Origin of the sequence: Pseudomonas sp. PDM31 (assembly GCF_019218965.1) — a bacterium.
Classification (GTDB): domain Bacteria; phylum Pseudomonadota; class Gammaproteobacteria; order Pseudomonadales; family Pseudomonadaceae; genus Aquipseudomonas.
Window position 1 is genome coordinate 136,133 of sequence record NZ_JAHUWS010000009.1, and the last position, 21,887, is coordinate 158,019.

At 57.8% G+C, this 21,887-nt stretch carries 19 protein-coding genes; 4 read left to right on the forward strand and 15 right to left on the reverse strand.

What is annotated here, in order from left to right; translation table 11 throughout:
• The first annotated feature begins 151 nt into the window (after window positions 1-151).
• Window positions 152-388 (forward strand): hypothetical protein, encoded by a 237-nt coding sequence (locus KW839_RS18670; RefSeq protein WP_034146354.1) that lies wholly within the window; start codon window positions 152-154, stop codon window positions 386-388.
• A 66-nt stretch (window positions 389-454) separates the two neighbouring features.
• On the opposite strand, the gene KW839_RS18675 is transcribed toward KW839_RS18670, so the two are convergent.
• From KW839_RS18675 to sdhC, 12 genes are all read right to left on the reverse strand, one after another.
• The gene (locus tag KW839_RS18675) at window positions 455-856 is read right to left on the reverse strand and encodes an MAPEG family protein (RefSeq protein WP_218425148.1); all 402 of its coding nucleotides are present in this window, start codon (window positions 854-856) and stop codon (window positions 455-457) included.
• The gene (locus KW839_RS18680; protein WP_060541481.1) at window positions 856-1,593 is read right to left on the reverse strand and encodes a DUF599 domain-containing protein; all 738 of its coding nucleotides are present in this window, start codon (window positions 1,591-1,593) and stop codon (window positions 856-858) included. The genes KW839_RS18675 and KW839_RS18680 overlap by 1 nt, the downstream gene beginning before the upstream one ends.
• 335 nt (window positions 1,594-1,928) lie before the next feature.
• Window positions 1,929-3,242: a branched-chain amino acid transport system II carrier protein gene (gene brnQ, locus KW839_RS18685; RefSeq protein ID WP_060541480.1), complete on the reverse strand. Its 1,314-nt coding sequence runs from the start codon at window positions 3,240-3,242 to the stop codon at window positions 1,929-1,931.
• Window positions 3,243-3,694: 452 nt separating this feature from the next.
• Window positions 3,695-4,576: a succinate--CoA ligase subunit alpha gene (gene sucD / locus KW839_RS18690; RefSeq protein ID WP_060541479.1), complete on the reverse strand. Its 882-nt coding sequence runs from the start codon at window positions 4,574-4,576 to the stop codon at window positions 3,695-3,697.
• On the reverse strand, window positions 4,576-5,742 hold the full coding sequence (gene sucC, locus KW839_RS18695; RefSeq protein WP_007919879.1) for an ADP-forming succinate--CoA ligase subunit beta: 1,167 nt from the start codon (window positions 5,740-5,742) through the stop codon (window positions 4,576-4,578). Before sucC ends, sucD begins: the two co-directional genes overlap by 1 nt.
• A gap of 198 nt (window positions 5,743-5,940) precedes the next feature.
• Entirely contained in the window at window positions 5,941-7,377 is a 1,437-nt protein-coding gene (gene lpdA, locus KW839_RS18700) for a dihydrolipoyl dehydrogenase (RefSeq protein WP_060541478.1), read from the reverse strand.
• A 97-nt stretch (window positions 7,378-7,474) separates the two neighbouring features.
• Window positions 7,475-8,695, reverse strand: a complete 1,221-nt coding sequence (gene odhB / locus KW839_RS18705; protein ID WP_218425149.1) for a 2-oxoglutarate dehydrogenase complex dihydrolipoyllysine-residue succinyltransferase — start codon at window positions 8,693-8,695, stop codon at window positions 7,475-7,477.
• Window positions 8,696-8,737: 42 nt separating this feature from the next.
• Entirely contained in the window at window positions 8,738-11,569 is a 2,832-nt protein-coding gene (locus tag KW839_RS18710; protein ID WP_218425150.1) for a 2-oxoglutarate dehydrogenase E1 component, read from the reverse strand.
• A gap of 260 nt (window positions 11,570-11,829) precedes the next feature.
• A complete protein-coding gene (locus KW839_RS18715; protein WP_060541475.1) occupies window positions 11,830-12,534 on the reverse strand; it encodes a succinate dehydrogenase iron-sulfur subunit in 705 nt (234 codons plus the stop codon).
• A gap of 11 nt (window positions 12,535-12,545) precedes the next feature.
• Window positions 12,546-14,318 (reverse strand): succinate dehydrogenase flavoprotein subunit, encoded by a 1,773-nt coding sequence (sdhA, locus tag KW839_RS18720; RefSeq protein ID WP_060541474.1) that lies wholly within the window; start codon window positions 14,316-14,318, stop codon window positions 12,546-12,548.
• Between the two features lie 3 nt (window positions 14,319-14,321).
• On the reverse strand, window positions 14,322-14,690 hold the full coding sequence (sdhD, locus tag KW839_RS18725) for a succinate dehydrogenase, hydrophobic membrane anchor protein (protein ID WP_034146346.1): 369 nt from the start codon (window positions 14,688-14,690) through the stop codon (window positions 14,322-14,324).
• On the reverse strand, window positions 14,684-15,058 hold the full coding sequence (gene sdhC, locus KW839_RS18730; protein ID WP_016773673.1) for a succinate dehydrogenase, cytochrome b556 subunit: 375 nt from the start codon (window positions 15,056-15,058) through the stop codon (window positions 14,684-14,686). Before sdhC ends, sdhD begins: the two co-directional genes overlap by 7 nt.
• Before the next feature lie 364 nt (window positions 15,059-15,422).
• Here sdhC and gltA point away from each other — a divergent pair, with 364 nt between their 5' ends.
• Window positions 15,423-16,712, forward strand: coding sequence for a citrate synthase (gene gltA / locus KW839_RS18735; protein ID WP_053156800.1), 1,290 nt, complete (start codon window positions 15,423-15,425; stop codon window positions 16,710-16,712).
• A 126-nt stretch (window positions 16,713-16,838) separates the two neighbouring features.
• On the opposite strand, the gene KW839_RS18740 is transcribed toward gltA, so the two are convergent.
• Window positions 16,839-17,894, reverse strand: coding sequence for an RHS repeat-associated core domain-containing protein (locus KW839_RS18740; protein ID WP_218425151.1), 1,056 nt, complete (start codon window positions 17,892-17,894; stop codon window positions 16,839-16,841).
• A 145-nt stretch (window positions 17,895-18,039) separates the two neighbouring features.
• A complete protein-coding gene (locus KW839_RS18745; RefSeq protein WP_218425152.1) occupies window positions 18,040-18,408 on the reverse strand; it encodes a hypothetical protein in 369 nt (122 codons plus the stop codon).
• A 225-nt stretch (window positions 18,409-18,633) separates the two neighbouring features.
• Here KW839_RS18745 and KW839_RS18750 point away from each other — a divergent pair, with 225 nt between their 5' ends.
• Complete coding sequence (locus KW839_RS18750; RefSeq protein ID WP_060541471.1) at window positions 18,634-19,932, forward strand: serine/threonine protein kinase; 1,299 nt, start codon at window positions 18,634-18,636, stop codon at window positions 19,930-19,932.
• Complete coding sequence (locus tag KW839_RS18755; RefSeq protein ID WP_060541470.1) at window positions 19,925-20,713, forward strand: VacJ family lipoprotein; 789 nt, start codon at window positions 19,925-19,927, stop codon at window positions 20,711-20,713. The genes KW839_RS18750 and KW839_RS18755 overlap by 8 nt, the downstream gene beginning before the upstream one ends.
• A gap of 157 nt (window positions 20,714-20,870) precedes the next feature.
• Here the strand turns inward: KW839_RS18755 and KW839_RS18760 are convergent, their stop codons facing one another.
• Window positions 20,871-21,785, reverse strand: a complete 915-nt coding sequence (locus KW839_RS18760; RefSeq protein WP_218425153.1) for a DUF808 domain-containing protein — start codon at window positions 21,783-21,785, stop codon at window positions 20,871-20,873.
• Between the last annotated feature and the right edge of the window lie 102 nt (window positions 21,786-21,887).

Below are 21,887 nucleotides of genomic sequence, written 5' to 3' on the forward strand. Positions count from 1 at the left end.
AACTCTGATGAGTGTCCGCGCTCTGGGGTAAAAACCCCTGCAAAAGTTCCGTTTTAGACTAAACATATATATCTGAAGGTTTTGAGGAACTTAACCCTGATGCCTGTGCTCGAAAGGCCAAGTAGATATTTTCCATAAGGAGAGACACCCCATGCGTAAGACTTTAGCTATTGCCTTGATGTTGACCGCTTCCCTCGGTCTCGCTGCCTGCGATAAAAAATCCGAGGACAAAGCTCAAGATGCAAACCAACACGCCGAGCAAGCTCAGCAGGACATGAACAAAGCTCAGGATAAAGTGAACGACGCTGCGAAAGAAAACGCCGAAGCCGCCAAAGCTCAGGCTGAATCGAACGAAGCCGCTGCAAAAGAAGCTGCACCTAAAAACTAAAACAGTTTTTAGCGTGATAAAGAAAACCCGCCTGCTGCGGGTTTTCTTTTGCCTGCGATTTTTTGTTTACAGCAAGATCGTTCTGAAAGTCGGACTGACCATCAGCAACAACGAACACACCAGCCCAACCAACCACACCAGACTGCGCTGCCAGGCCAGGTCTGCCCAGTAGCACAACAGGTACAGGATTCGTGCAATCACAAAGATGATTGCAAACGCGTCGATCAGCCATCCCGCCGTTTGAGTGGTATGCGCCATCAACACCCCCACCGCGAACAATATGAACGCCTCGAAACTGTTCTGATGAGCCGCAACCGCGCGGGCGCCGAAACCTGTGAGCTGTGCCTGTTGCTGACGCGGCAGGTGATTGTCGTAACCGCCCTGCTCTTTCATGGCCTTGGCCACCGGCATGCGGGCGACATAAATCAACAGTGCACTGATAAACACACACCAGAACGGAATACTCATCAAGCGGCCTCTTTATTCACCTCAGGCAACGGCGCCTCTGTAGGGGTATAGACCATCACGTCGAGAACGTCGGAATGAAACTCGCGGCGATACAACACCAGCACCACGCCGGCACTCATCAACATGAATAGCCAGGGGCTGACGAACCAGGCCAGCATGGTCATGCCGAAGTAGTAGGAACGCAGGCCGAAGTTGAACTGGTTGGCGGCCATGGAGATCACCCGTGCCGCCCGGGCGGCAAAGGCTTTGCGCTCTTGTTCGGAAACAAGGCGCTCGCCGACCATGGGCGCCGAGCCAACCAGAATCGCTGCAAAGTTGTATTGGCGCATGCACCAGCTGAAGGTGAAGAATGCATAGACGAACACCAGCGCCAGGCACAGCAGCTTGATCTCGGACATGCCTTGGGAGGCTTGCTGCACCATCGGGATATCCGCCAGCAACGAGACTGCCCGCTCTGATGCGCCGAGCACGGTGAGAATACCGGCGAGGATAATCAGTGTGCTGGAGGCGAAGAACGATGCGTTGCGCTCCAGATTGCCAATCACGCTGGCGTCGGCAATGCGGTTATCGCGCAGCAGCATGCGACGCATCCAGTCCTCACGGTACAGATGCAGCACACTGGCCAGGCACGCGGTGTCGCGGCCCTTCCACGTTGCGTAACGGGTGTAGCCACCCCAGCAGATGACGAACCAGAGGGCGGCGAGGATGTGGATCAAATTGGCTTGGATGAACGACATGCAGGTCCTTGTGATGTAGTGGCAGAACACCGAAACCTTGTGGGCGCGGGCTTTTGTGTGAGGGGCCTTTGTGTGAGGGGCCTTTGTGGCGAGGGGGCTTGCCCCCGTTGGGGCGCGTAGCGGCCCTTTACCAGTGTTCCGGGACTGCTACGCAGTCCAACGGGGGCAAGCCCCCTCGCCACAAGAGCAGCCCCCACATTCGGGTTTTGCATTGCTTCGACGTTAGCCCAAGAAAAAAGACACTGCATCCACTCCATAAAAAAATGCCCCGCATCGATTGATACGGGGCATTTCTTCAAGGCTCGAGACCCGCTTGTGGCGGGCCAATAAGCAGCTTAAGCCAGCGCTTCTTCGCGCTTGCCCAGCAGACGATCGCAAACCACCGCAACCACCAGCGTCATCACCGACGGCACCAGCCAGGCCAAGCCCTGCTCACTCAATGGCAGGTGAGACATCTGCTCCGGCATCCAGTCCGCCAGGCCGGCGCCCTTGAGGGCATCGATCAGACCGAAGATGAACGACACCAGCATCACCGGACCGACAATGCGGCCCTGCTCATGCCAGAAATCCTTGCAGAAGCTCAGGGCCACCAGAGCGATGCATGGCGGGTAGATCGCGGTCAGCACCGGGATCGAGAACGCAATCAGCTTGGTCAGCCCCAGGTTGGACACCAGCAGGGAGAACGCGGCCAGGATAATCACCAGGGTCTTGTAGGACAGTGGCAGCACACGGCTGAAGTATTCAGCGCAGGCACAGGTCAGGCCGACCGCCGTCACCAGGCAGGCCAGGGAAATCAGCACGGCCAGGAAACCGCTGCCCAGCGAGCCGAAGGTGTGCTGCACGTAGGCGTGCAATACCACCGCACCGTTGGTTGCACCGGCGGCCACTTCATGGCTGCCGGAACCAAGGCGGAACAGGCTGACATAAACCAGCACCAGGCCCAGACCGGCGATCAGACCGGCAATGATCGCGTAACGGGTGATCAGCGCCGGCGACTCGACGCCACGGGAACGGATGGCGTTGACGATGACGATGCCAAAGACCAACGCGCCCAAGGTATCCATGGTCAGGTAACCATTGATGAAGCCCTGGGAGAACGGTGCGGCAACGTATTCCGGTGTGGCGACACCGATGTCACCCGCCGGCAGGGCAAATGCCGCGATGCCCAGCACGGCCAGGGCGACGATCTTCAACGGTGCGAGAAAACGCCCCACGGTATCGAGCAGACGCCCCGGGTACAACGAGATGAAGAACACCAGCAGGAAGTACACCGAGCTGTAGAGGAACAGCGCCAGCGGGCTTTCGCCGGTCAACGGTGCCAGGCCGACTTCAAACGATACCGTCGCGGTACGCGGAGTCGCGAACAACGGGCCGACGGCCAGGTAGCAGGCAGCTGCCAGCAGGCCACCGGCAATTTTACCGATCGGGCTGCTCAATGCATCCATTGCCCCGCCGACCTTGGCCAGGGCGACAACGGTGATCACCGGCAGACCGACTGCGGTGACCAGGAAGCCCAGCGCCGCCATCCAGACGTTGGGGCCGGACTGCAAACCGACGATAGGCGGGAAGATGATGTTGCCAGCCCCGACGAACAGGGCAAACGTCATAAAACCAAGTGCCAGGATGTCCTGGCCTTTCAACACTTTCATTAAGGAAATACCACACTACTGAATCGGAATTTAGAGAGGGATTTCCCTATGGGTGAGGGAAATGCTGTCGGTCCGTATGGGACCAACCCTTTAAGCGCGTTACGGCCTTGTGGGCTGCGGACGCAAAAATGGCGCGTAGCCTAACGAATTTGTCTGACAAACGCACTGTTTGGGGGCGAACATTCCGATACGCGACATTTCCATGTCGCATTTACATATCTAATTTACCTTCACAGAACCCTGTGGCGAGGGGGCTTGCCCCCGTTGGGCTGCAAAGCAGCCCCGTATGCAGGCGATTGCACGTTGTCAGGTAGTCAATGAAAGCTGGTTTTGCGACTGCTGCGCAGCCGAACGGGGGCAACCCCCTCGCCACAAATAATACAAACCCCGGAAACGACAAAGGCCACCCGAAGGTGGCCTTTGTTTGGTGAAGCGTCAGCTAAGCGCGAGGCTTACTTGACAGCCCAACCGGTCAGCTCGGCCAGGGCCTTGCCGATGTCTGCCAGCGAACGCACGGTCTTAACGCCTGCGTCTTGCAGAGCAGCGAATTTCTCGTCTGCAGTGCCTTTGCCGCCAGAGATGATTGCGCCAGCATGGCCCATGCGCTTGCCCGGAGGAGCAGTCACACCAGCGATGTAGGAAACAACCGGCTTGGTCACGTGTGCCTTGATGTAGGCAGCCGCTTCTTCTTCAGCCGAACCGCCGATCTCGCCGATCATCACGATCGCTTCGGTCTTCGGGTCTTCCTGGAACAGCTTCAGGATGTCGATGAAGTTCGAACCCGGGATCGGGTCACCACCGATGCCGACGCAAGTCGACTGACCGAAACCGGCGTCAGTAGTCTGCTTCACAGCTTCGTAGGTCAGGGTGCCGGAACGGGAAACGATACCGACCTTGCCTGGCAAGTGAATGTGACCTGGCATGATGCCGATCTTGCATTCGCCTGGGGTGATCACGCCTGGGCAGTTAGGGCCGATCAGGATGACACCCAGCTCGTCGCACTTAACTTTAGCGTCCAGCATGTCCAGGGTAGGAATGCCTTCGGTGATGCACACGATCAGCTTGATGCCGCCGAAAGCAGCTTCCAGGATCGAGTCTTTGCAGAAAGGAGCCGGAACGTAGATAACGCTGGCGGTTGCGCCAGTGGCTTCTACTGCGTCTTTAACGGTGTTGAACACTGGCAGACCCAGGTGCTCGGTGCCGCCTTTGCCCGGAGTTACACCACCAACCATCTTGGTGCCGTACTCGATGGCTTGCTGGGTGTGGAAACTACCTTGCGAACCGGTAATACCCTGGCAGATAACTTTGGTGTCTTTATTGATCAGGACGCTCATTATTTGCCCTCCGCAGCTTTGACAACTTGTTGAGCAGCGTCGGTCAGGCTGGTAGCCGCGATGATGTTCAAACCGCTTTCTGCCAGTACTTTAGCGCCCAGCTCAGCGTTGTTGCCTTCAAGGCGAACAACAACCGGGATTTTCACGCCGACTTCTTTCACTGCACCGATGATGCCTTCGGCAATCATGTCGCAACGAACGATGCCGCCGAAGATGTTAACCAGTACTGCAGCGACGTTGGTGTCGGACAGAATGATTTTGAACGCTTCGGTAACGCGTTCTTTGGTAGCACCGCCGCCCACGTCGAGGAAGTTGGCTGGTTTGCCGCCATGCAGGTTGACGATGTCCATGGTACCCATGGCCAGGCCAGCACCGTTGACCATGCAACCGATGTTGCCTTCCAGTGCCACGTAGTTCAGCTCGAACTTGGCAGCGTGCGCTTCGCGCGGATCGTCTTGCGACGGATCGTGGAAAGTCTTCAGCTTAGGCTGACGGTACATGGCGTTGGCGTCGATGTTGATCTTGGCGTCCAGGCAGTGCAGATCGCCGTCAGCCTTGATCACCAGCGGGTTCACTTCCAGCAGGGCCAGATCGTGATCCTTGAACAGCTTGGCCAGACCTACGAAGATCTTGGCGAACTGAGCAACTTGCTTGCCTTCCAGACCCAGCTGGAATGCCAGCTCGCGACCCTGGAATGGCTGAGCGCCAACCAGTGGATCGATAGTGGCTTTCAGAATTTTTTCTGGAGTGTCGTGAGCGATTTTCTCGATGTCCACGCCACCTTCGGTGGAAGCCATGAACACGATACGACGGCTCGAACGGTCAACGACAGCGCCCAGGTACAGCTCTTTAGCGATATCAGTGCACGATTCAACCAGGATCTTGGTGACTGGCTGACCATTGGCGTCAGTCTGGTAAGTCACCAGACGCTTGCCCAGCCACTGCTGTGCGAAGGCTTTGGCGTCTTCTTTGCTGCGAACCAGCTTGACGCCGCCCGCTTTACCGCGACCACCGGCGTGGACCTGGGCTTTGACAACCCACTCACTGCCGCCGATTTTGTCGCAAGCTTCTGCTGCTGCTTCCGGGGTGTCTACTGCGTAACCAGTGGAAACTGGCAGGCCGTATTCAGCGAACAGCTGCTTACCCTGATACTCGTGAAGATTCATGCTTTTTACCGTCTTCGTTAGGTACTGCGCATTCGGTGCTGCACTTGTTCAAGTGCCGCACCACCTGTGACTGCTGCTTGCGTAGCCTTTCCGGACAACCGGTGCAGCTACGCAAGACTGCGTCCAGCGGATATTCCGCGGTGAGTCTTGCGTGCAAGGCTCACGACGGGCCAGACCGCCGTGGTTTCTTATTATGTCTTAACGCTTCTTGCGGTTGGCGATGTGGATGGCGCCGCCATTCACTGCCAAAGCAGCTTCGTGCAAGGCTTCAGACAGGGTCGGATGGGAGAAAACCATCATGCCCAGGTCTTCAGCGCTGGTGCCGAATTCCATACCGATTGCGCCCTGCTGAACCAGTTCGGCAGCGCTTGGGCCAATCACGTGGACGCCCAGTACGCGGTCAGTCTTGGCATCAGCGATGACCTTGACGAAACCACCGGTGTCGTTGGCAGCCATGGCACGGCCAGAGGCTGCGAACGGGAAGGTGCCAACGTTAACTTCAACGCCCTCAGCCTTCAAGGCCTGCTCGGTTTTACCAACCCACGCGATTTCCGGGTGAGTATAAATAACCGACGGGATCAGATCATAGTTCATCTGGGCCTTGTGACCCTTGATGCGCTCGACGACCATGATGCCCTCTTCCGAGGCCTTGTGCGCCAGCATCATGCCGCGAACCACGTCGCCGATGGCGTAAACGCCCGGTACGGTGGTAGCGCAGTGATCATCAACGTGCACGAAACCGCGCTCGTCCAGGGTCACGCCGCAGTCGGCTGCCAGCAGATCAGTGGTCACCGGACGGCGACCAACGGCTACGATCAGCTTGTCGAAAGTGATGGTCTGTTCGCCGTTGGCATCGGTGTAGTTCACCACGACTTCGTCGCCGTTCACTTTGGAGCCGGTCACGCGAGCGCCCAGCTTGATGTCCAGACCCTGTTTGGTCAGGGTTTTCAGCGCTTCCTTGGAGACAGCGGTGTCTGCTGCCATCAGGAAAGTGTCCAGGGCTTCCAGGACAGTCACTTCTGCACCCAGACGCGACCATACCGAACCCAGTTCCAGACCGATCACGCCAGCGCCGATAACGCCCAAGCGCTTAGGCACGGCCTGGAATTCCAGGGCGCCAGTCGAATCGACGATCACATTCTGGTCAACCGGAGCCGGTGGAATGTCGATCGGACGCGAACCTGGGGCCAGGATGACGTTCTCGGCTTCGATGACTTCTACCGAACCGTCTGGCTTGGTGACTTCGACTTTCTTGCCGGCCAGCAGCTTGCCGTGACCCTGGATGGAGGTCACACCGTTGGCTTTGAACAGGGTCGCGACACCGGAGGTCAGGCCTTTGACGATTGTGGCTTTACGGCCGACCATCGCTGGCACGTCCATGGTCACGCCGGCGTGGTTGATACCGTGGATCGCGAAGCCTTCTTTGGCTTCCTTGTACTTCCAGGAGCTGTCCAGCAGCGCCTTGGACGGAATGCAGCCGACGTTCAGGCAAGTACCGCCCAGAGCCAGTTTGTCATCCTTGTCGGTGTACTTCTCGATGCAGGCGGTCGAAAGACCCAGTTGGGCGGCCTTGATGGCAGCCACGTAGCCGCCAGGGCCAGCGCCGATCACTACTACGTCAAATTTCTGCGACATTCAAAAAATCCTCTTTAGCGAAAAGCTTCAAGCCGCAAGCTGCAAGCCAGGCCGCGGGTTTTCCGCCCGCCCGACTTGCAGCTCATGGCTGCTTCTATCAGATATCCAGCAACAGACGAGCCGGATCTTCCAGCAGGTTCTTGATGGTCACCAGGAAGGTTACAGCTTCTTTGCCATCGATCAGACGGTGATCGTAGGACAGTGCCAGGTACATCATCGGACGGATAACGACCTGGCCGTTGATGGCCATAGGACGCTGGATGATGTTGTGCATGCCCAGGATGGCTGCTTGTGGCGGGTTGACGATCGGGGTCGACATCATCGAACCGAAGGTACCACCGTTGGTGATGGTGAAAGTACCACCGGTCATTTCGTCCATCGACAGTTTGCCGTCACGGGCTTTCTTGCCGAAAGTGGCGATGCCGCCTTCGATTTCAGCCAGGCTCATCAGTTCGGCGTTACGCAGAACCGGTACAACCAGGCCGCGGTCGCTGGACACTGCAACGCCGACGTCAGCGTAGCCGTGGTAAACGATGTCGCCGCCGTCGATCGAGGCGTTGACAGCCGGGAAGCGTTTCAGCGCTTCGGTGGCCGCTTTCACGAAGAACGACATGAAGCCCAGGCGCACGCCGTTGTGGGACTTCTCGAACAGATCCTTGTACTTCGAACGCAGCGCCATGACTTCGGTCATGTCGACTTCGTTGAAAGTGGTCAGCATCGCCATGTTCGACTGAGCTTCAACCAGACGCTTGGCCACGGTGGCGCGAACGCGGGTCATCGGTACGCGCTTCTCGATGCGGTCGCCAGCGGCGAACACAGGAGCGGCAGCCGAAGGAGCAGCAGCCTTGGCAGGCGCGGCAGCCGGAGCGGCTTTCTTGGCAGCAACGGCTGCAACCACGTCTTCCTTGGTCACGCGACCGCCTTTGCCGGTGCCGGCAACGGAAGCGATGTTGATGCCGTTTTCTTCAGCCAGCTTGCGAGCAGCCGGTGCAGCAACAGGATCGTCTTCGCCTTCAGCGCCAGGAGCAGCAGCTTGGGCAGTGGCAGCCGGAGCGGCAGCGGCTGGAGCGGCAGCAGCGCCGCCCGCTTCGATGGAGCCCAGGACTTCGTCGGACAGAACGGTCTCGCCTTCGCCCTTGACGATAGCGCCCAGCACGCCGTCAGCGGTGGCCAGCACTTCCAGTACGACTTTGTCGGTTTCGATGTCGACGATCAGCTCGTCGCGCTTGACCGCGTCGCCCGGTTGTTTGTGCCAGGTGGCAACGGTGCCATCGGCAACCGATTCCGGGAAAGTGGGGGCTTTGATCTCGATAGCCATTGTCTGTGGTTCCTTAAATTCGGTTTCAGGTGCGCGAAGGCGTTAAACAGTAAAGGCCGTTTGCAGCAGTTGTTCCTGCTGTTCGGCGTGCATCGATGCGTAACCGCATGCAGGTGCAGCAGAAGCCTCACGGCCCGCGTACTCGAGTACGAGAGACTTGTTGAGGTTGCTGATGCTGCGACGCATGTGGTGTTGGCTGCAGTACCACGCACCCTGGTTCATCGGCTCTTCCTGACACCAAACGGCATGCTTGACGTTGGTATAAGGAGCCAGGACTTCTTTCAAGTCGTCCTCAGGGAATGGGTACAGCTGCTCGATACGCACGATGGCGATGTCGTCACGACCTTCGGCACGGCGTTTTTCCAGCAGGTCGTAGTAGACCTTGCCGCTACACAGAACAACGCGCTCGACCTTTTTCGGGTCTTGGGCATCGATTTCCGGGATAACGGTCTGGAACGAACCTTCGGCCAGATCTTCCAGCGTCGAGATGGCCAGCTTGTGGCGCAGCAACGACTTCGGAGTCAGGACTACCAATGGTTTGCGCAGCGGGCGAATCACCTGACGGCGCAGCAAGTGGTAGATCTGAGCCGGCGTCGTCGGCATGCACACCTGAATGTTGTGCTCGGCGCACAGCTGCAGGTAACGCTCCAGACGAGCCGAGGAGTGCTCCGGACCCTGACCTTCATAACCGTGCGGCAGCAGCATGGTCAGACCGCACAGACGGCCCCACTTGTGCTCGCCACTGGTGATGAACTGGTCAATTACAACCTGGGCGCCGTTGGCGAAGTCGCCGAACTGGGCTTCCCAGATAACCAGGGCATTAGGCGTGGTGGTCGAATAACCGTATTCGAACGCCAGTACCGCTTCTTCGGACAGGAACGAGTCGTACAGGTCGAAGCGTGGCTGACCGTCGTACAGGTTCTGCAGCGGGATGTAAGTCCCTGCGTCTTTCTGGTTGTGCAACACGGCATGACGGTGCGAGAACGTACCGCGGCCGATGTCCTGGCCAGTCATGCGGATCGGGTGACCTTCGAACGCCAGGGTCGCGTACGCCATGGTTTCGGCGTAACCCCAGTTGATCGGCAGGCCGCCGGCTTGCATCTTCTGACGGTCTTCGTAGATCTTCGCAACCTGGCGCTGAACCACGAAGCCTTCCGGGATTTCCAGCAGCTTGGCGGACAGTTCCTGCAAGGTCTTCAGATCGAAACGAGTGTCGTGACGCGCGGTCCAGGCGTGGCCCAGATACGGACGCCAGTCCACGAACAACTCTTTGTTCGGCTCTTTGACCAGGCTCTTCACTACGTGCAGACCGTTGTCCAGCGCGTTGCGGTACTCGTCGACCTTGGCCTGAACACGTTCAGCGTCCAGTACACCGGCCTGAGTCAGACGATCAGCGTACAGCTCACGGGTGGTGCGCTGCTTGGTGATCTGCTGATACATGATCGGCTGGGTGCCGCTTGGCTCGTCGGCCTCGTTGTGGCCGCGACGACGGTAGCAGACCAGGTCGATCACTACGTCACGCTTGAACTGCATGCGGTAGTCGATGGCCAGCTGGGTCACGAACAATACGGCTTCCGGATCATCACCATTCACATGGAGGATCGGCGCCTGGATCATTTTCGCGACGTCGGTCGCGTACTCGGTGGAACGCGAGTCCAGCGGGTTGCTGATGGTGAAACCGACCTGGTTGTTGATCACGATGTGCACGGTGCCGCCGGTCTTGAAACCGCGGGTCTGCGACATCTGGAAGGTTTCCATCACCACGCCTTGACCGGCGAATGCCGCGTCACCGTGGATGGAGATCGGCAGAACCTTCTCACCGGTAGGGTCGTTGCGACGATCCTGACGGGCGCGAACCGAACCTTCGACCACTGGAGAAACGATTTCCAGGTGGGACGGGTTGAACGCCATGGCCAGGTGAACTTCACCGCCGGTGGTCATCACGTTGGACGAGAAGCCCTGGTGGTATTTAACGTCACCGGAACCCAGCTCGACCTTCTTCTTGCCTTCGAACTCGTCGAACAGCTCGCGCGGGTTCTTGCCGAAGGTGTTGACCAGCACGTTCAGACGGCCACGGTGGGCCATGCCAATGACGATTTCCTTGGTGCCGTAGGAACCGGAACGCTGGATCAACTCATCGAGCATCGGGATCAGGCTTTCGCCGCCTTCCAGACCGAAACGCTTGGTGCCCGGGTATTTGGTGCCCAGGTATTTTTCCAGGCCTTCGCCAGCAGTCACGCGCTCGAGCAGGTGGCTCTTGATGTCGGCGGAGTACGTCGGACGACCGCGCACGCTTTCCAGACGCTGCTGGAACCACTGGCGCTGCTCGGAATCGGTGATATGCGTAAATTCAGCGCCGATGGTGCGGCAATATGTCTGCTGCAACGCTTCGTGAATTTCGCGTAGGCTCGCTTCCTCTTTGCCGATGAACAGGTCGCCGGCACGGAAGGTCGTATCAAGATCGGCATTGGTCAAGCCGTAATGATTGATCGACAGGTCTGCAGGTGCAGGACGCTGCCACAGCCCCAGCGGATCAAGCTGGGATGCCTGGTGGCCACGCATACGGTAGGCCTGGATCAATCGCAGCACTTCAACTTGCTTCTTCTCGTGCTCACTGCTCACGCTGCCGGCGGAAACCGGTTGGGCGCGGCGCTGGTTCTTTGCCAGCAGGACGAAATGATCGCGAATTGTGGAGTGCGAAACATCGGTGGCAGAGTTGCCGTCAGCAGGCAACTTCTGGAAGTAGGTGCGCCACTCTTCTGGCACAGCGTTAGGGTCGTGCAGGTAGAGCTCGTAGAGCTCTTCCACATAGGCAGCGTTACTACCGGACAGGTAGGCGCTGTTCCACATGCGCTGCATCACGCTTTCTTGCATGCTTGGTCACCCTCGGTTAGGGGAACACCACCGGTGTCGACACCGAGCAAACTTGCAGAAGTCCGAATGCAGCGACCAAAACAAGCCACTAGGATCACACTGATAGTCCGGGTACCAGCCCGGATGCCCCTGCTTGTCTCATTTCTTCAAAATAAGAGCCGCTGCCTTTAAAGCAGCTGCTCTGGTTATAGCTACGGCGCGGGTTGAAGCCCGCGCCGAAGCCTCTACGGCACAGCAGTACTACATTTACAACAGCTGAATCACACGCCGCTCGAGAGCAACATGTTACGGATGTGACCGATGGCCTTAGTCGGGTTCAGGCCTTTCGGACATACGTTGACGCAGTTCATGATCCCGCGGCAGCGGAATACGCTGAACGGGTCATCCAGCGAAGCCAGACGCTCGGACGTCTTGGTGTCGCGGCTGTCTGCCAGGAAGCGGTACGCTTGCAGCAGGGCAGCCGGGCCCAGGAACTTGTCCGGGTTCCACCAGAAGGACGGGCACGAAGTCGAGCAGCAAGCGCACAGGATGCACTCGTACAGACCGTCGAGCTTTTCACGCTCTTCAGGGGACTGCAGACGCTCGATGGCCGGAGCCGGCGTATCGTTCTGCAGGTAAGGCTTAACCTTCTCGTATTGCTTGTAGAAGATGCTCATATCGACGACCAGGTCACGAATAACCGGCAAACCTGGCAGAGGACGAACGATCAACTTGTTACCTTTTACGACGGCAGACAGCGGCGTGATGCACGCCAGGCCGTTTTTGCCGTTGATGTTCATGCCGTCCGAACCGCAGACGCCTTCACGGCAAGAGCGACGATAGGAGAAACCCTCGTCCTGCTCTTTGATCAGGGCCAGCACGTCCAGCACCATCAAGTCTTTACCACCGGTATCGACCGAAAATTCCTGCATGAACGGCGCAGCGTCCTGATCAGGGTTGTAGCGATAAACACTGACTTGCAACATGGCGGTCACCCTTAATAAGTCCGAATCTTAGGTTCAAAAGTCGGAACAGTCTTCGGCGAGAAGTTCACGGCACGCTTGGCAACGCGTTTCTCACCCGGGAAGTACAGGGTGTGGCACAGCCAGTTTTCGTCGTCACGGTCTTCGAAGTCTTCACGGGCGTGAGCACCGCGGGACTCTTTACGTACTTCGGCAGCGATGGCGGTGGCTTCAGCCACTTCCAGCAGGTTCTGCAGTTCCAGAGCTTCGATACGCGCAGTGTTGAAAGCCTGCGACTTATCGTTGATCTTCACGTTGGCGATACGCTTGCGCAGGTCGGCCAACTGGGCAATACCCTTCTGCATGTATTCGCCAGTACGGAATACACCGAAGTAGTTCTGCATGCAGCTTTGCAGCTCGCGACGCAGGGTAGCCACATCTTCGCCATCGGTACGCTCGTTCAGAGCGGACAGACGCGCCAGGGCGGCATTGATGTCGGCGTCGGTGGCTTCGTCGTATTCGATGCCGTCGGTCAGCGCCTTTTCCAGGTGCAGGCCGGCAGCACGGCCGAACACCACCAGGTCGAGCAGCGAGTTGCCGCCCAGACGGTTGGCGCCGTGAACCGATACGCAAGCCACTTCGCCTACAGCGAACAGGCCAGGGATGATGGTGTCTACGCCTTCGGCGTCCTGAGTGATCGCCTGACCATGAATGTTGGTGGCAACGCCGCCCATCATATAGTGGCACGTAGGAACAACCGGAACCGGAGCGACAACCGGGTCAACGTGTGCAAACGTTTTCGACAGTTCGCAGATGCCTGGCAGACGGCTGTGCAGCACTTCCTCGCCCAGGTGGTCGAGCTTGAGCATCACGTGGTCGCCGTTCGGGCCACAGCCGTTGCCAGCGATGATTTCTTTAACCATCGAACGGGCAACAACGTCACGACCAGCCAGGTCTTTGGCGTTCGGAGCATAACGCTCCATGAAACGCTCGCCGTGCTTGTTGATCAGGTAACCACCTTCACCACGGCAACCTTCTGTAACCAGTACACCGGCGCCGGCGATGCCGGTCGGGTGGAACTGCCACATTTCGATGTCCTGAACCGGCACGCCGGCACGCAGTGCCATGCCGACGCCGTCACCGGTGTTGATCAGGGCATTGGTGGTGGAGGCATAGATACGACCTGCACCGCCGGTGGCCAGAACGGTAGCCTTGGCACGGATGTAGGTGGTTTCGCCGGTCTCGATGCAGATAGCGATAACACCGACAAAGTCGCCTTGGGCGTTCTTTACCAAGTCAACAGCGTAGTACTCGTTCAGGAACACGGTACCGGCTTTCAGGTTGCCTTGATAAAGGGTGTGCAGCAGCGCGTGACCGGTACGGTCGGAAGCAGCGCAAGTACGGGCAGCCTGGCCGCCTTTACCGTAATCCTTCGACTGACCGCCGAATGGACGCTGGTAGATACGACCCTGCTCGGTACGCGAGAACGGCATACCCATGTGGTCCAGTTCGTATACAGCGGCCGGGCCTTCCTGACACATGTATTCGATAGCGTCCTGGTCACCGATGTAGTCGGAACCCTTGACGGTATCGTACATGTGCCAGCGCCAGTCATCGTTCGGGTCAGCGGACGCGATTGCGCAGGTGATGCCGCCCTGTGCCGACACAGTGTGCGAGCGGGTCGGGAAAACCTTGGTGATTACGGCAGTCTTGTGGCCGCCTTGAGCCAGCTGCAGCGCAGCGCGCATGCCGGCACCGCCACCACCAATAATGATGGCGTCGAAAGAAATCGTTGGAATGTTAGCCATGACTCAGATACCCCAGAGAATCTGCACACCCCAGACGAAGTAAGCGAACATCGCAACGCCGCATACTGCCTGGAAAAGGAAACGTATTGCAGTCGCGGACTTGCCGAACGCCATTGGCGTCAGGTAGTCGGTCGCAATGGTCCACATGCCGACCCAGGCGTGAGCGCCGAGGGCAACGAGAGCCAGGAGACTGAAAATACGCATCCAGTTATTGGCGAACAGTTCATGCCATTGGGCGTACTCGAGGCCAGGATGGGCCACGACGTATCCGATCAGGAAAATGAAGTAAGCCGCGAGAACGACCGCAGACACACGTTGCGCCATCCAGTCATAGAGGCCCGAACGCGACAGGTTCGTGACGTTAGTTACCATATCCAAACTCCTGCCAGAACGATTACCACCACGGAAACGGCGATAACGATTTTCGAGCCCAGCTTGCCGCCTTCCAGCGTCTCACCGATGCCCATGTCCATGATCAAATGGCGCACACCGGCTACCAGGTGATACAGCAGAGCGGACAGGATGCCCCAAATCACTAGCTTGGCTAGCGGACTGGTCAGACACGCTTTCACCTGACCGAAGCCTTCCTCGGAGCTCAGCGACTTGTCCAATGCGTAAAGCATGATGGCAAGGCACACGAAGAGGATGACACCGGAAATTCGGTGAAGGATGGACGTGTAAGCAGTGACTGGGAGTTTGATGGTCCTTAGGTCTAGGTTTACAGGTCGTTGGCTTTTCACGGCTTTTTTTTCACACTGAAGAGCCCCTAACAATCAGGGCAAAGTTGTTGGGGAGTGCACTGGTCAGGTAACCACCACCCAGGGATGCGACCCCCAATAAAAGCAAGCCCAAAAGCCCTTGGCGGTCGGTGGCCGAGTATAGACAGTTAGGCTACTAATGACAACGCAAACACCTAACCCAAACAGCTGATTGCGCAACTGACATAAAAGGCGTAAATGGCTGGCAATTTCGAGAAAAAAGTGCGGTTAAAGCCTTCTGGAGCAAGACTTTAGGCAAATTGACATTCAAATTTATCTCACTATAGTGGTGCGGGCCCTGCGTGGGGGGTCTGTCTGATGATTTCAAGCATAAATAGGAGGCCACATGGCTGACAAAAAAGCGCAGTTGATCATCGAGGGCGCAGCCCCCGTCGAGCTGCCCATTTTAACCGGCACCGTTGGTCCCGATGTTATCGATGTTCGGGGCCTGACGGCCACGGGCCGCTTCACCTTCGACCCAGGCTTCATGTCGACCGCTTCGTGCGAGTCGAAGATCACCTATATTGACGGTGACAACGGCATTTTGTTGCACCGCGGTTACCCGATCGAACAGCTGGCTGAAAAATCGGACTACCTGGAAACCTGCTATCTGCTGCTCAACGGCGAACTGCCGACCGCAGAACAGAAGGCTCAGTTCGTCAGCACCGTGAAGAACCACACCATGGTTCACGAGCAGCTGAAGACTTTCTTCAACGGTTTCCGTCGCGACGCCCACCCGATGGCCGTCATGTGCGGCGTAGTCGGCGCCCTTTCGGCGTTCTACCACGACTCCCTGGACATCAATAACCCGCAGCATCGCGAAATCTCCGCGATCCGCCTGGTTGCCAAGATGCCTACCCTGGCTGCAATGGTTTACAAGTACTCCATGGGTCAACCCATGATGTACCCGCGCAACGACCTGTCGTACGCGGAAAACTTCCTGCACATGATGTTCAACACCCCGTGCGAGATCAAACCGATCAGCCCGGTACTCGCCAAGGCCATGGACCGGATTTTCATCCTCCACGCCGACCACGAGCAGAACGCATCGACCTCCACCGTTCGCCTGGCCGGCTCTTCGGGCGCCAACCCGTTCGCCTGTATCGCCGCTGGTATCGCTGCACTGTGGGGCCCTGCCCACGGCGGCGCCAACGAAGCGGTACTGACCATGCTCGATGAAATCGGCGATGTTTCGAACATCGACAAGTTCATTGCCAAGGCCAAGGACAAGAACGATCCGTTCAAACTGATGGGCTTCGGTCACCGCGTTTACAAGAACCGCGACCCGCGCGCCACCGTAATGAAGCAGACCTGCGACGAAGTCTTGCGCGAACTGGGGATCAACAACGATCCGCAACTCGAACTGGCCATGCGCCTGGAAGAGATCGCCCTGACCGATCCGTACTTCATCGAACGCTCGCTGTACCCGAACGTCGACTTCTACTCGGGGATCATCCTCAAGGCGATCGGCATTCCAACCAGCATGTTCACCGTAATCTTCGCCCTGGCGCGGACCGTCGGCTGGATCTCCCACTGGAAAGAAATGCTCTCCAGCCCGTACAAGATCGGCCGCCCGCGCCAGCTGTACACCGGCTACGAGTCGCGTGACATCACCAAGCTGGAAGACCGCAAGTAAGACCTGTCTTGCGGTAGCGTCTTAGCCCTATCAAAAACGGCCTCTACTTATATAGGGGCCGTTTTTGATTGAGCGCTTTCGTAGTTTTGGGTCGCCTATCTATCCATCAACTAAGATCAAGCTCACTCAGGACTTCTTTCGGACAGCTCCCATCAACTGATCAATACGCTCGAGATCCTCCACTCCAAACCCCGTCGCCTTCCGCCAGTTCCGAACGGCATCATCCATTTTCGTCCTTGCCTGCCGCAAGGCTTTATCCTCAGTAATTACCCTTTTCAGATCGGCATCCGCCAAAGCTGAGTTCTCTAGCAATTGTTCGAAATCTTTAGCGGGCCCACCTTCAACGTACCGCGGCCCCACAAAGTTTTCGACCTTCGCTTTCTGGTCCAATGCGTGGTTCCGGGTGGTGGTGAAAGGTGGAGTGTCAGTTAAATTCGCTCTGATTTTTTTGAAATCTTCAATGGCAACAAGCCTTTCTGCATCCCTGGCGCGAGTCAGCTCGGCGGCTCGGTAGGAGGGACGCAGCTTGTTGACGGCATTGAGACCTCCTTGAACGCCACGGCCTACCTTAATTACCGCAGCAACCGTAGTATTGACGGCACGCTGTAGCAACGCACCACCAGACAATCCCGTTACAAGAGCGGGCGCGAAATAACGACCTGTCGGGTCCACCCGATTGATCGGATCGCCCTGACAATATGCATACGCATTCACCCCGCCCCTCCCAAACGGGCTCAAACCGTCTGGACTATTGAATCGCATCAACACCGGATTGAATGCGCGATAACCATTCCCAAGCAAATAATGTCCGGTCAGCGGATCCCTACGCTCGCCATTGAACGCCAGGAGACTGCTCAAACCACCTTCAGGAGAACGATACCCATAGGAGGAATAAACTGACTGATGGCGCTGACCGGCGGCGACTGAATGCAAAACCGAACGCTGCAGATCAGTAGCAAGCAAAGAGCTATCAAATCCACCCGCTTCATGACGCTGTTGCGCCAACAACTGCGCCTCATGCTCAAACACCGAATACCGGACCCGCCCCTGCAGTTCCGTGGCCAATCGATCTTTGCGGTAATAGCGCTGAATTCCCGGCTCGTTCAGCGGTACAAAACTTGCGACCCGATCCAATGGGTCATAGTGGTAGCGGCATAACAATGTGTCTCGCTGAACGATCATGACTGGCTCCAATTCGTAACCCGAGGAAGAGTTACTAGATTCGGAGCATTCGTGGCAATCGTCTACTATCAGAACCGATAGTCAGCAGACAGATTCCTGCCGGCTGTACCGACACCATCGCGTGCCTGCTCGCGATGCCGGAATGTCAAATAGCGCGAGATCCCCTGACCAACCGCAACCCCGCAATCACCACCGCAAATACCGCCAATGTCGTGTTGTACAACGCCAGCGCCGGGAACCCGAGCGCCAGTGCCAGCACGCCCAGCCACCACCCTGCCCGCCCCGGCAGCACGAACCCGATCAACGCGGCCGCCAGTGCGCCATACCCCATCACCTTGAAGTGAATCATCAAGCCCAGGCTCGACCGCACCTGACATTCCCACCGACTCGCCTCATCCACACAGACACCGACCCATTGCGCATCTTCCATGAAGCCATAGCGCGCACCATAGCTGGCGGCCAGCCAGACAGGCAGTAAAACAAGCAGCAGAATCACGGGCAGACGGCGGGACATGAAGCACTCCAATAGACGAAAAGCGGCGGTCAGCTTAATCGCCCGAAAGCGTTAAGCAAGTACCAACAACAGTTACTGGCCTTTCAATCACTGCAAAGTGTATCGTCAAGCTACTATTACTTGGGATTCTGGCCTATTTGGTGCCGATGCTTGGCACTTTGGCGCAACTCCGGTGGTCATAGCCTGCGAAATTCAATCGGCACCTTCCTTCTAAGGGATCTAGTCATGCTCCGTTCCTTGCGCTTCGCCGCCCTGTTTGGCGGCCTTATATTGAGTGCGTCCGCACTGGCGGTCGACATCGACGCCGCCAGTTATGGCTATCCCCTGACCAACCCGTTCGAGGCAACCATTGCCACGACACCACCGGATTTGCGTCCGGAACTGCCGCTGGACGACGACATCGATCAATCTACGCGCAGCGTTACACTGCGGCCTGAGCGTGAGTTCCAATTGCCGGACAACTTTTGGGCGGTGAAGAAACTCGAGTACCGTATCGCCACGCAGGACAAGGCCGCGCCGCTGATTTTCCTCATCGCCGGTACTGGCGCACGCTATGACAGCACCCTGAACGAATACCTGAAGAAGCTGTACTACAAGGCCGGCTACCACGTGGTGCAACTGTCGTCGCCTACCAGCTTCGACTTCATCAGCGCCGCATCACGCTTTGCCACACCGGGCATCACCAAGGAAGACGCCGAAGACATGTACCGGGTGATGCAGGCCGTTCGGGCACAGAACCCGAAACTGCCAGTCACCGACTACTACCTCACCGGCTACAGCCTGGGCGCACTGGATGCGGCCTTCGTCGCGCACCTGGACGAAACCCGCCGCAGCTTCAACTTCAAGAAAGTCCTGCTGCTCAACCCGCCAGTCAACCTCTATACCTCAATCACCAATCTCGACAAGCTGGTACAAACCGAAGTAAAGGGCATCAACACCTCGACCACCTTCTATGAACTGGTCCTGGAAAAACTGACCCGCTACTTCCAGCAAAAGGGCTACATCGACCTCAACGATGCCCTGTTGTATGACTTCCAGCAGTCCAAGCAGCACCTGACCAACGAACAGATGGCCATGCTGATCGGCACCTCGTTCCGCTTCTCGGCGGCCGACATTGCCTTCACCTCGGACCTGATCAATCGTCGCGGACTGATCACCCCGCCGAAGTTTCCGATCACCCAGGGCACCAGCCTCACGCCATTCCTCAAGCGCGCCTTGCAGTGCGACTTCGATTGCTACATCACCGAACAAGTGATCCCGATGTGGCGCGCGCGCACCGACGGCGGCAGCCTGCTGCAACTGATCGACCAGGTCAGCCTGTATGCACTGAAGGATTATCTGCAAAACAGCCCGAAAATCGCCGTGATGCACAACGCCGATGACGTGATCCTCGGCCCGGGCGACCTGGGTTTCCTGCGCAAGACCTTTGGCGATCGCCTGACTGTTTATCCGCTGGGCGGCCATTGCGGCAACCTTAACTACCGCGTCAACAGCGACGCCATGCTGGAGTTCTTCCGTGGCTAAATATCTCCTGGTTATCGCAGCGTTACTCTGTGCAGGTGTCGCCAACGCCGACAACAGCAACGCCAACGCACCCGTGGTGGTTGACAGTGATGGCTTCAAAGAGCCGCTGAGCAAACTCAAAATCAACCCGGGCCTGGACCAACGCGAGTTCGAGCGTTCGACGCTAAACGCCCTGGCGGTCTACGACCCGCTGGAGGAGTGGAACCGTCGTGTTTACCACTTCAACTACCGCTTTGACCAATGGGTGTTCCTGCCAGTGGTCGATGGCTATCGCTACATTACGCCAAGCTTCTTGCGCACCGGGGTGAGCAACTTCTTCAACAACCTGGGCGATATCCCGAACCTGTTGAACAGCATGCTGCAACTCAAGGGCCAGCGCTCACTGGAAACTACCGGTCGCCTGCTGCTTAACACCACCCTCGGCGTCGCCGGCCTGTGGGATCCGGCCACTGCCATGGGCCTGCCACGCCAGAGCGAAGACTTCGGTCAGACCCTGGGCTTCTACGGGGTCCCGGGCGGCGCGTACTTCGTACTACCGATCTTCGGTCCTTCGAACCTGCGGGATACAGGCGGCCTGGCAGTGGATTTCACTGCCGAGTCGGCAATCAACTTCCTCAACGTCTCCGAAGTCAGCTCCAACCATCCGGAAGTCTTGATCCTGCGCGGCATCGATAAGCGCTACCAGACCAGCTTCCGTTATGGCCAGATGAACTCGCCGTTCGAATACGAGAAAGTGCGTTACGTGTACACCGAGGCCCGCAAGCTGCAGATCGCCGAGTAATACCGGCGACCGCAAGACACCTCGGGACCTGTGGGAGCGGGCTTGCTCGCGAATGCGGTGTACCAGTCAAGATCAATGCTGACTGACGCACCGCATTCGCGAGCAAGCCCGCTCCCACAGTTGTTTATGTGTTGCACATAAACGGGCGACCCAGGCTTCAGCTTTTGAGCGTTTTCCATATTTTGCTGGTGAGCATCACCCCTGCCAGCACCACTGCCCCCGCCACAATCCCCGCCACCGCATTGAGCAGCACCGGCACGATAAATCCTCCACCACCTGCCGCCGCGCTGACACTCTCGATCCAGTGATGCACCACCGGCACGCCGTGAGTGAGAATCCCGCCACCCACCAGAAACATCGCCGCCGTGCCGATCACCGACAGGCTTTTCATCATGTAGGGTGCCGCGCGCAGAATCGCGGCGCCAATGCCTTTGGCCATCCGCCCGGGTTTTTGCGTCAGCCACAGGCCCAGGTCATCGAGCTTGACGATGCCGGCGACCAGGCCATAGACGCCGATGGTCATGACAATGGCGATACCCGACAGCACGATGACTTGCTGGGTCAACGGCGCATCAGCCACGGTACCGAGGGTGATGGCGATGATTTCCGCCGAAAGGATAAAGTCGGTGCGGATCGCCCCCTTGATCTTGTCCTTCTCGAACGCCACCAGATCAGTGGCAGGGTCGGCCACGGCCTCGACCAATTGCGCATGCTCGACTGCGTCTTCAACCTTGCTGTGCAGGAACTTGTGGGCGAGTTTCTCGAAACCCTCGAAACACAGATAAGCGCCGCCAACCATCAGCAACGGAGTGACAAGCCAGGGTACGAACGCACTGATGGCCAATGCCGACGGCACCAGGATCAGTTTGTTGATAAAAGAACCCTTGGCGACCGCCCAGACCACCGGGATTTCCCGCTCGGCACGCACGCCGCTGACCTGCTGGGCATTGAGCGCCAGGTCGTCACCGAGGACACCGGCGGTCTTCTTGGCGGCCATTTTGGTCATCAACGCAACATCGTCCAGTACAGCGGCGATGTCATCGATCAGCACCAGCAAACTGCTTCCAGCCATGGATCGGGTTTCCTTCTTGAATGATTGCCGTGCAGCATAGCGCGACACAACGGCGCGTGGCGCATTCTTGAGCGCTGCGCGAGGCCGGTGATACCATGCGCA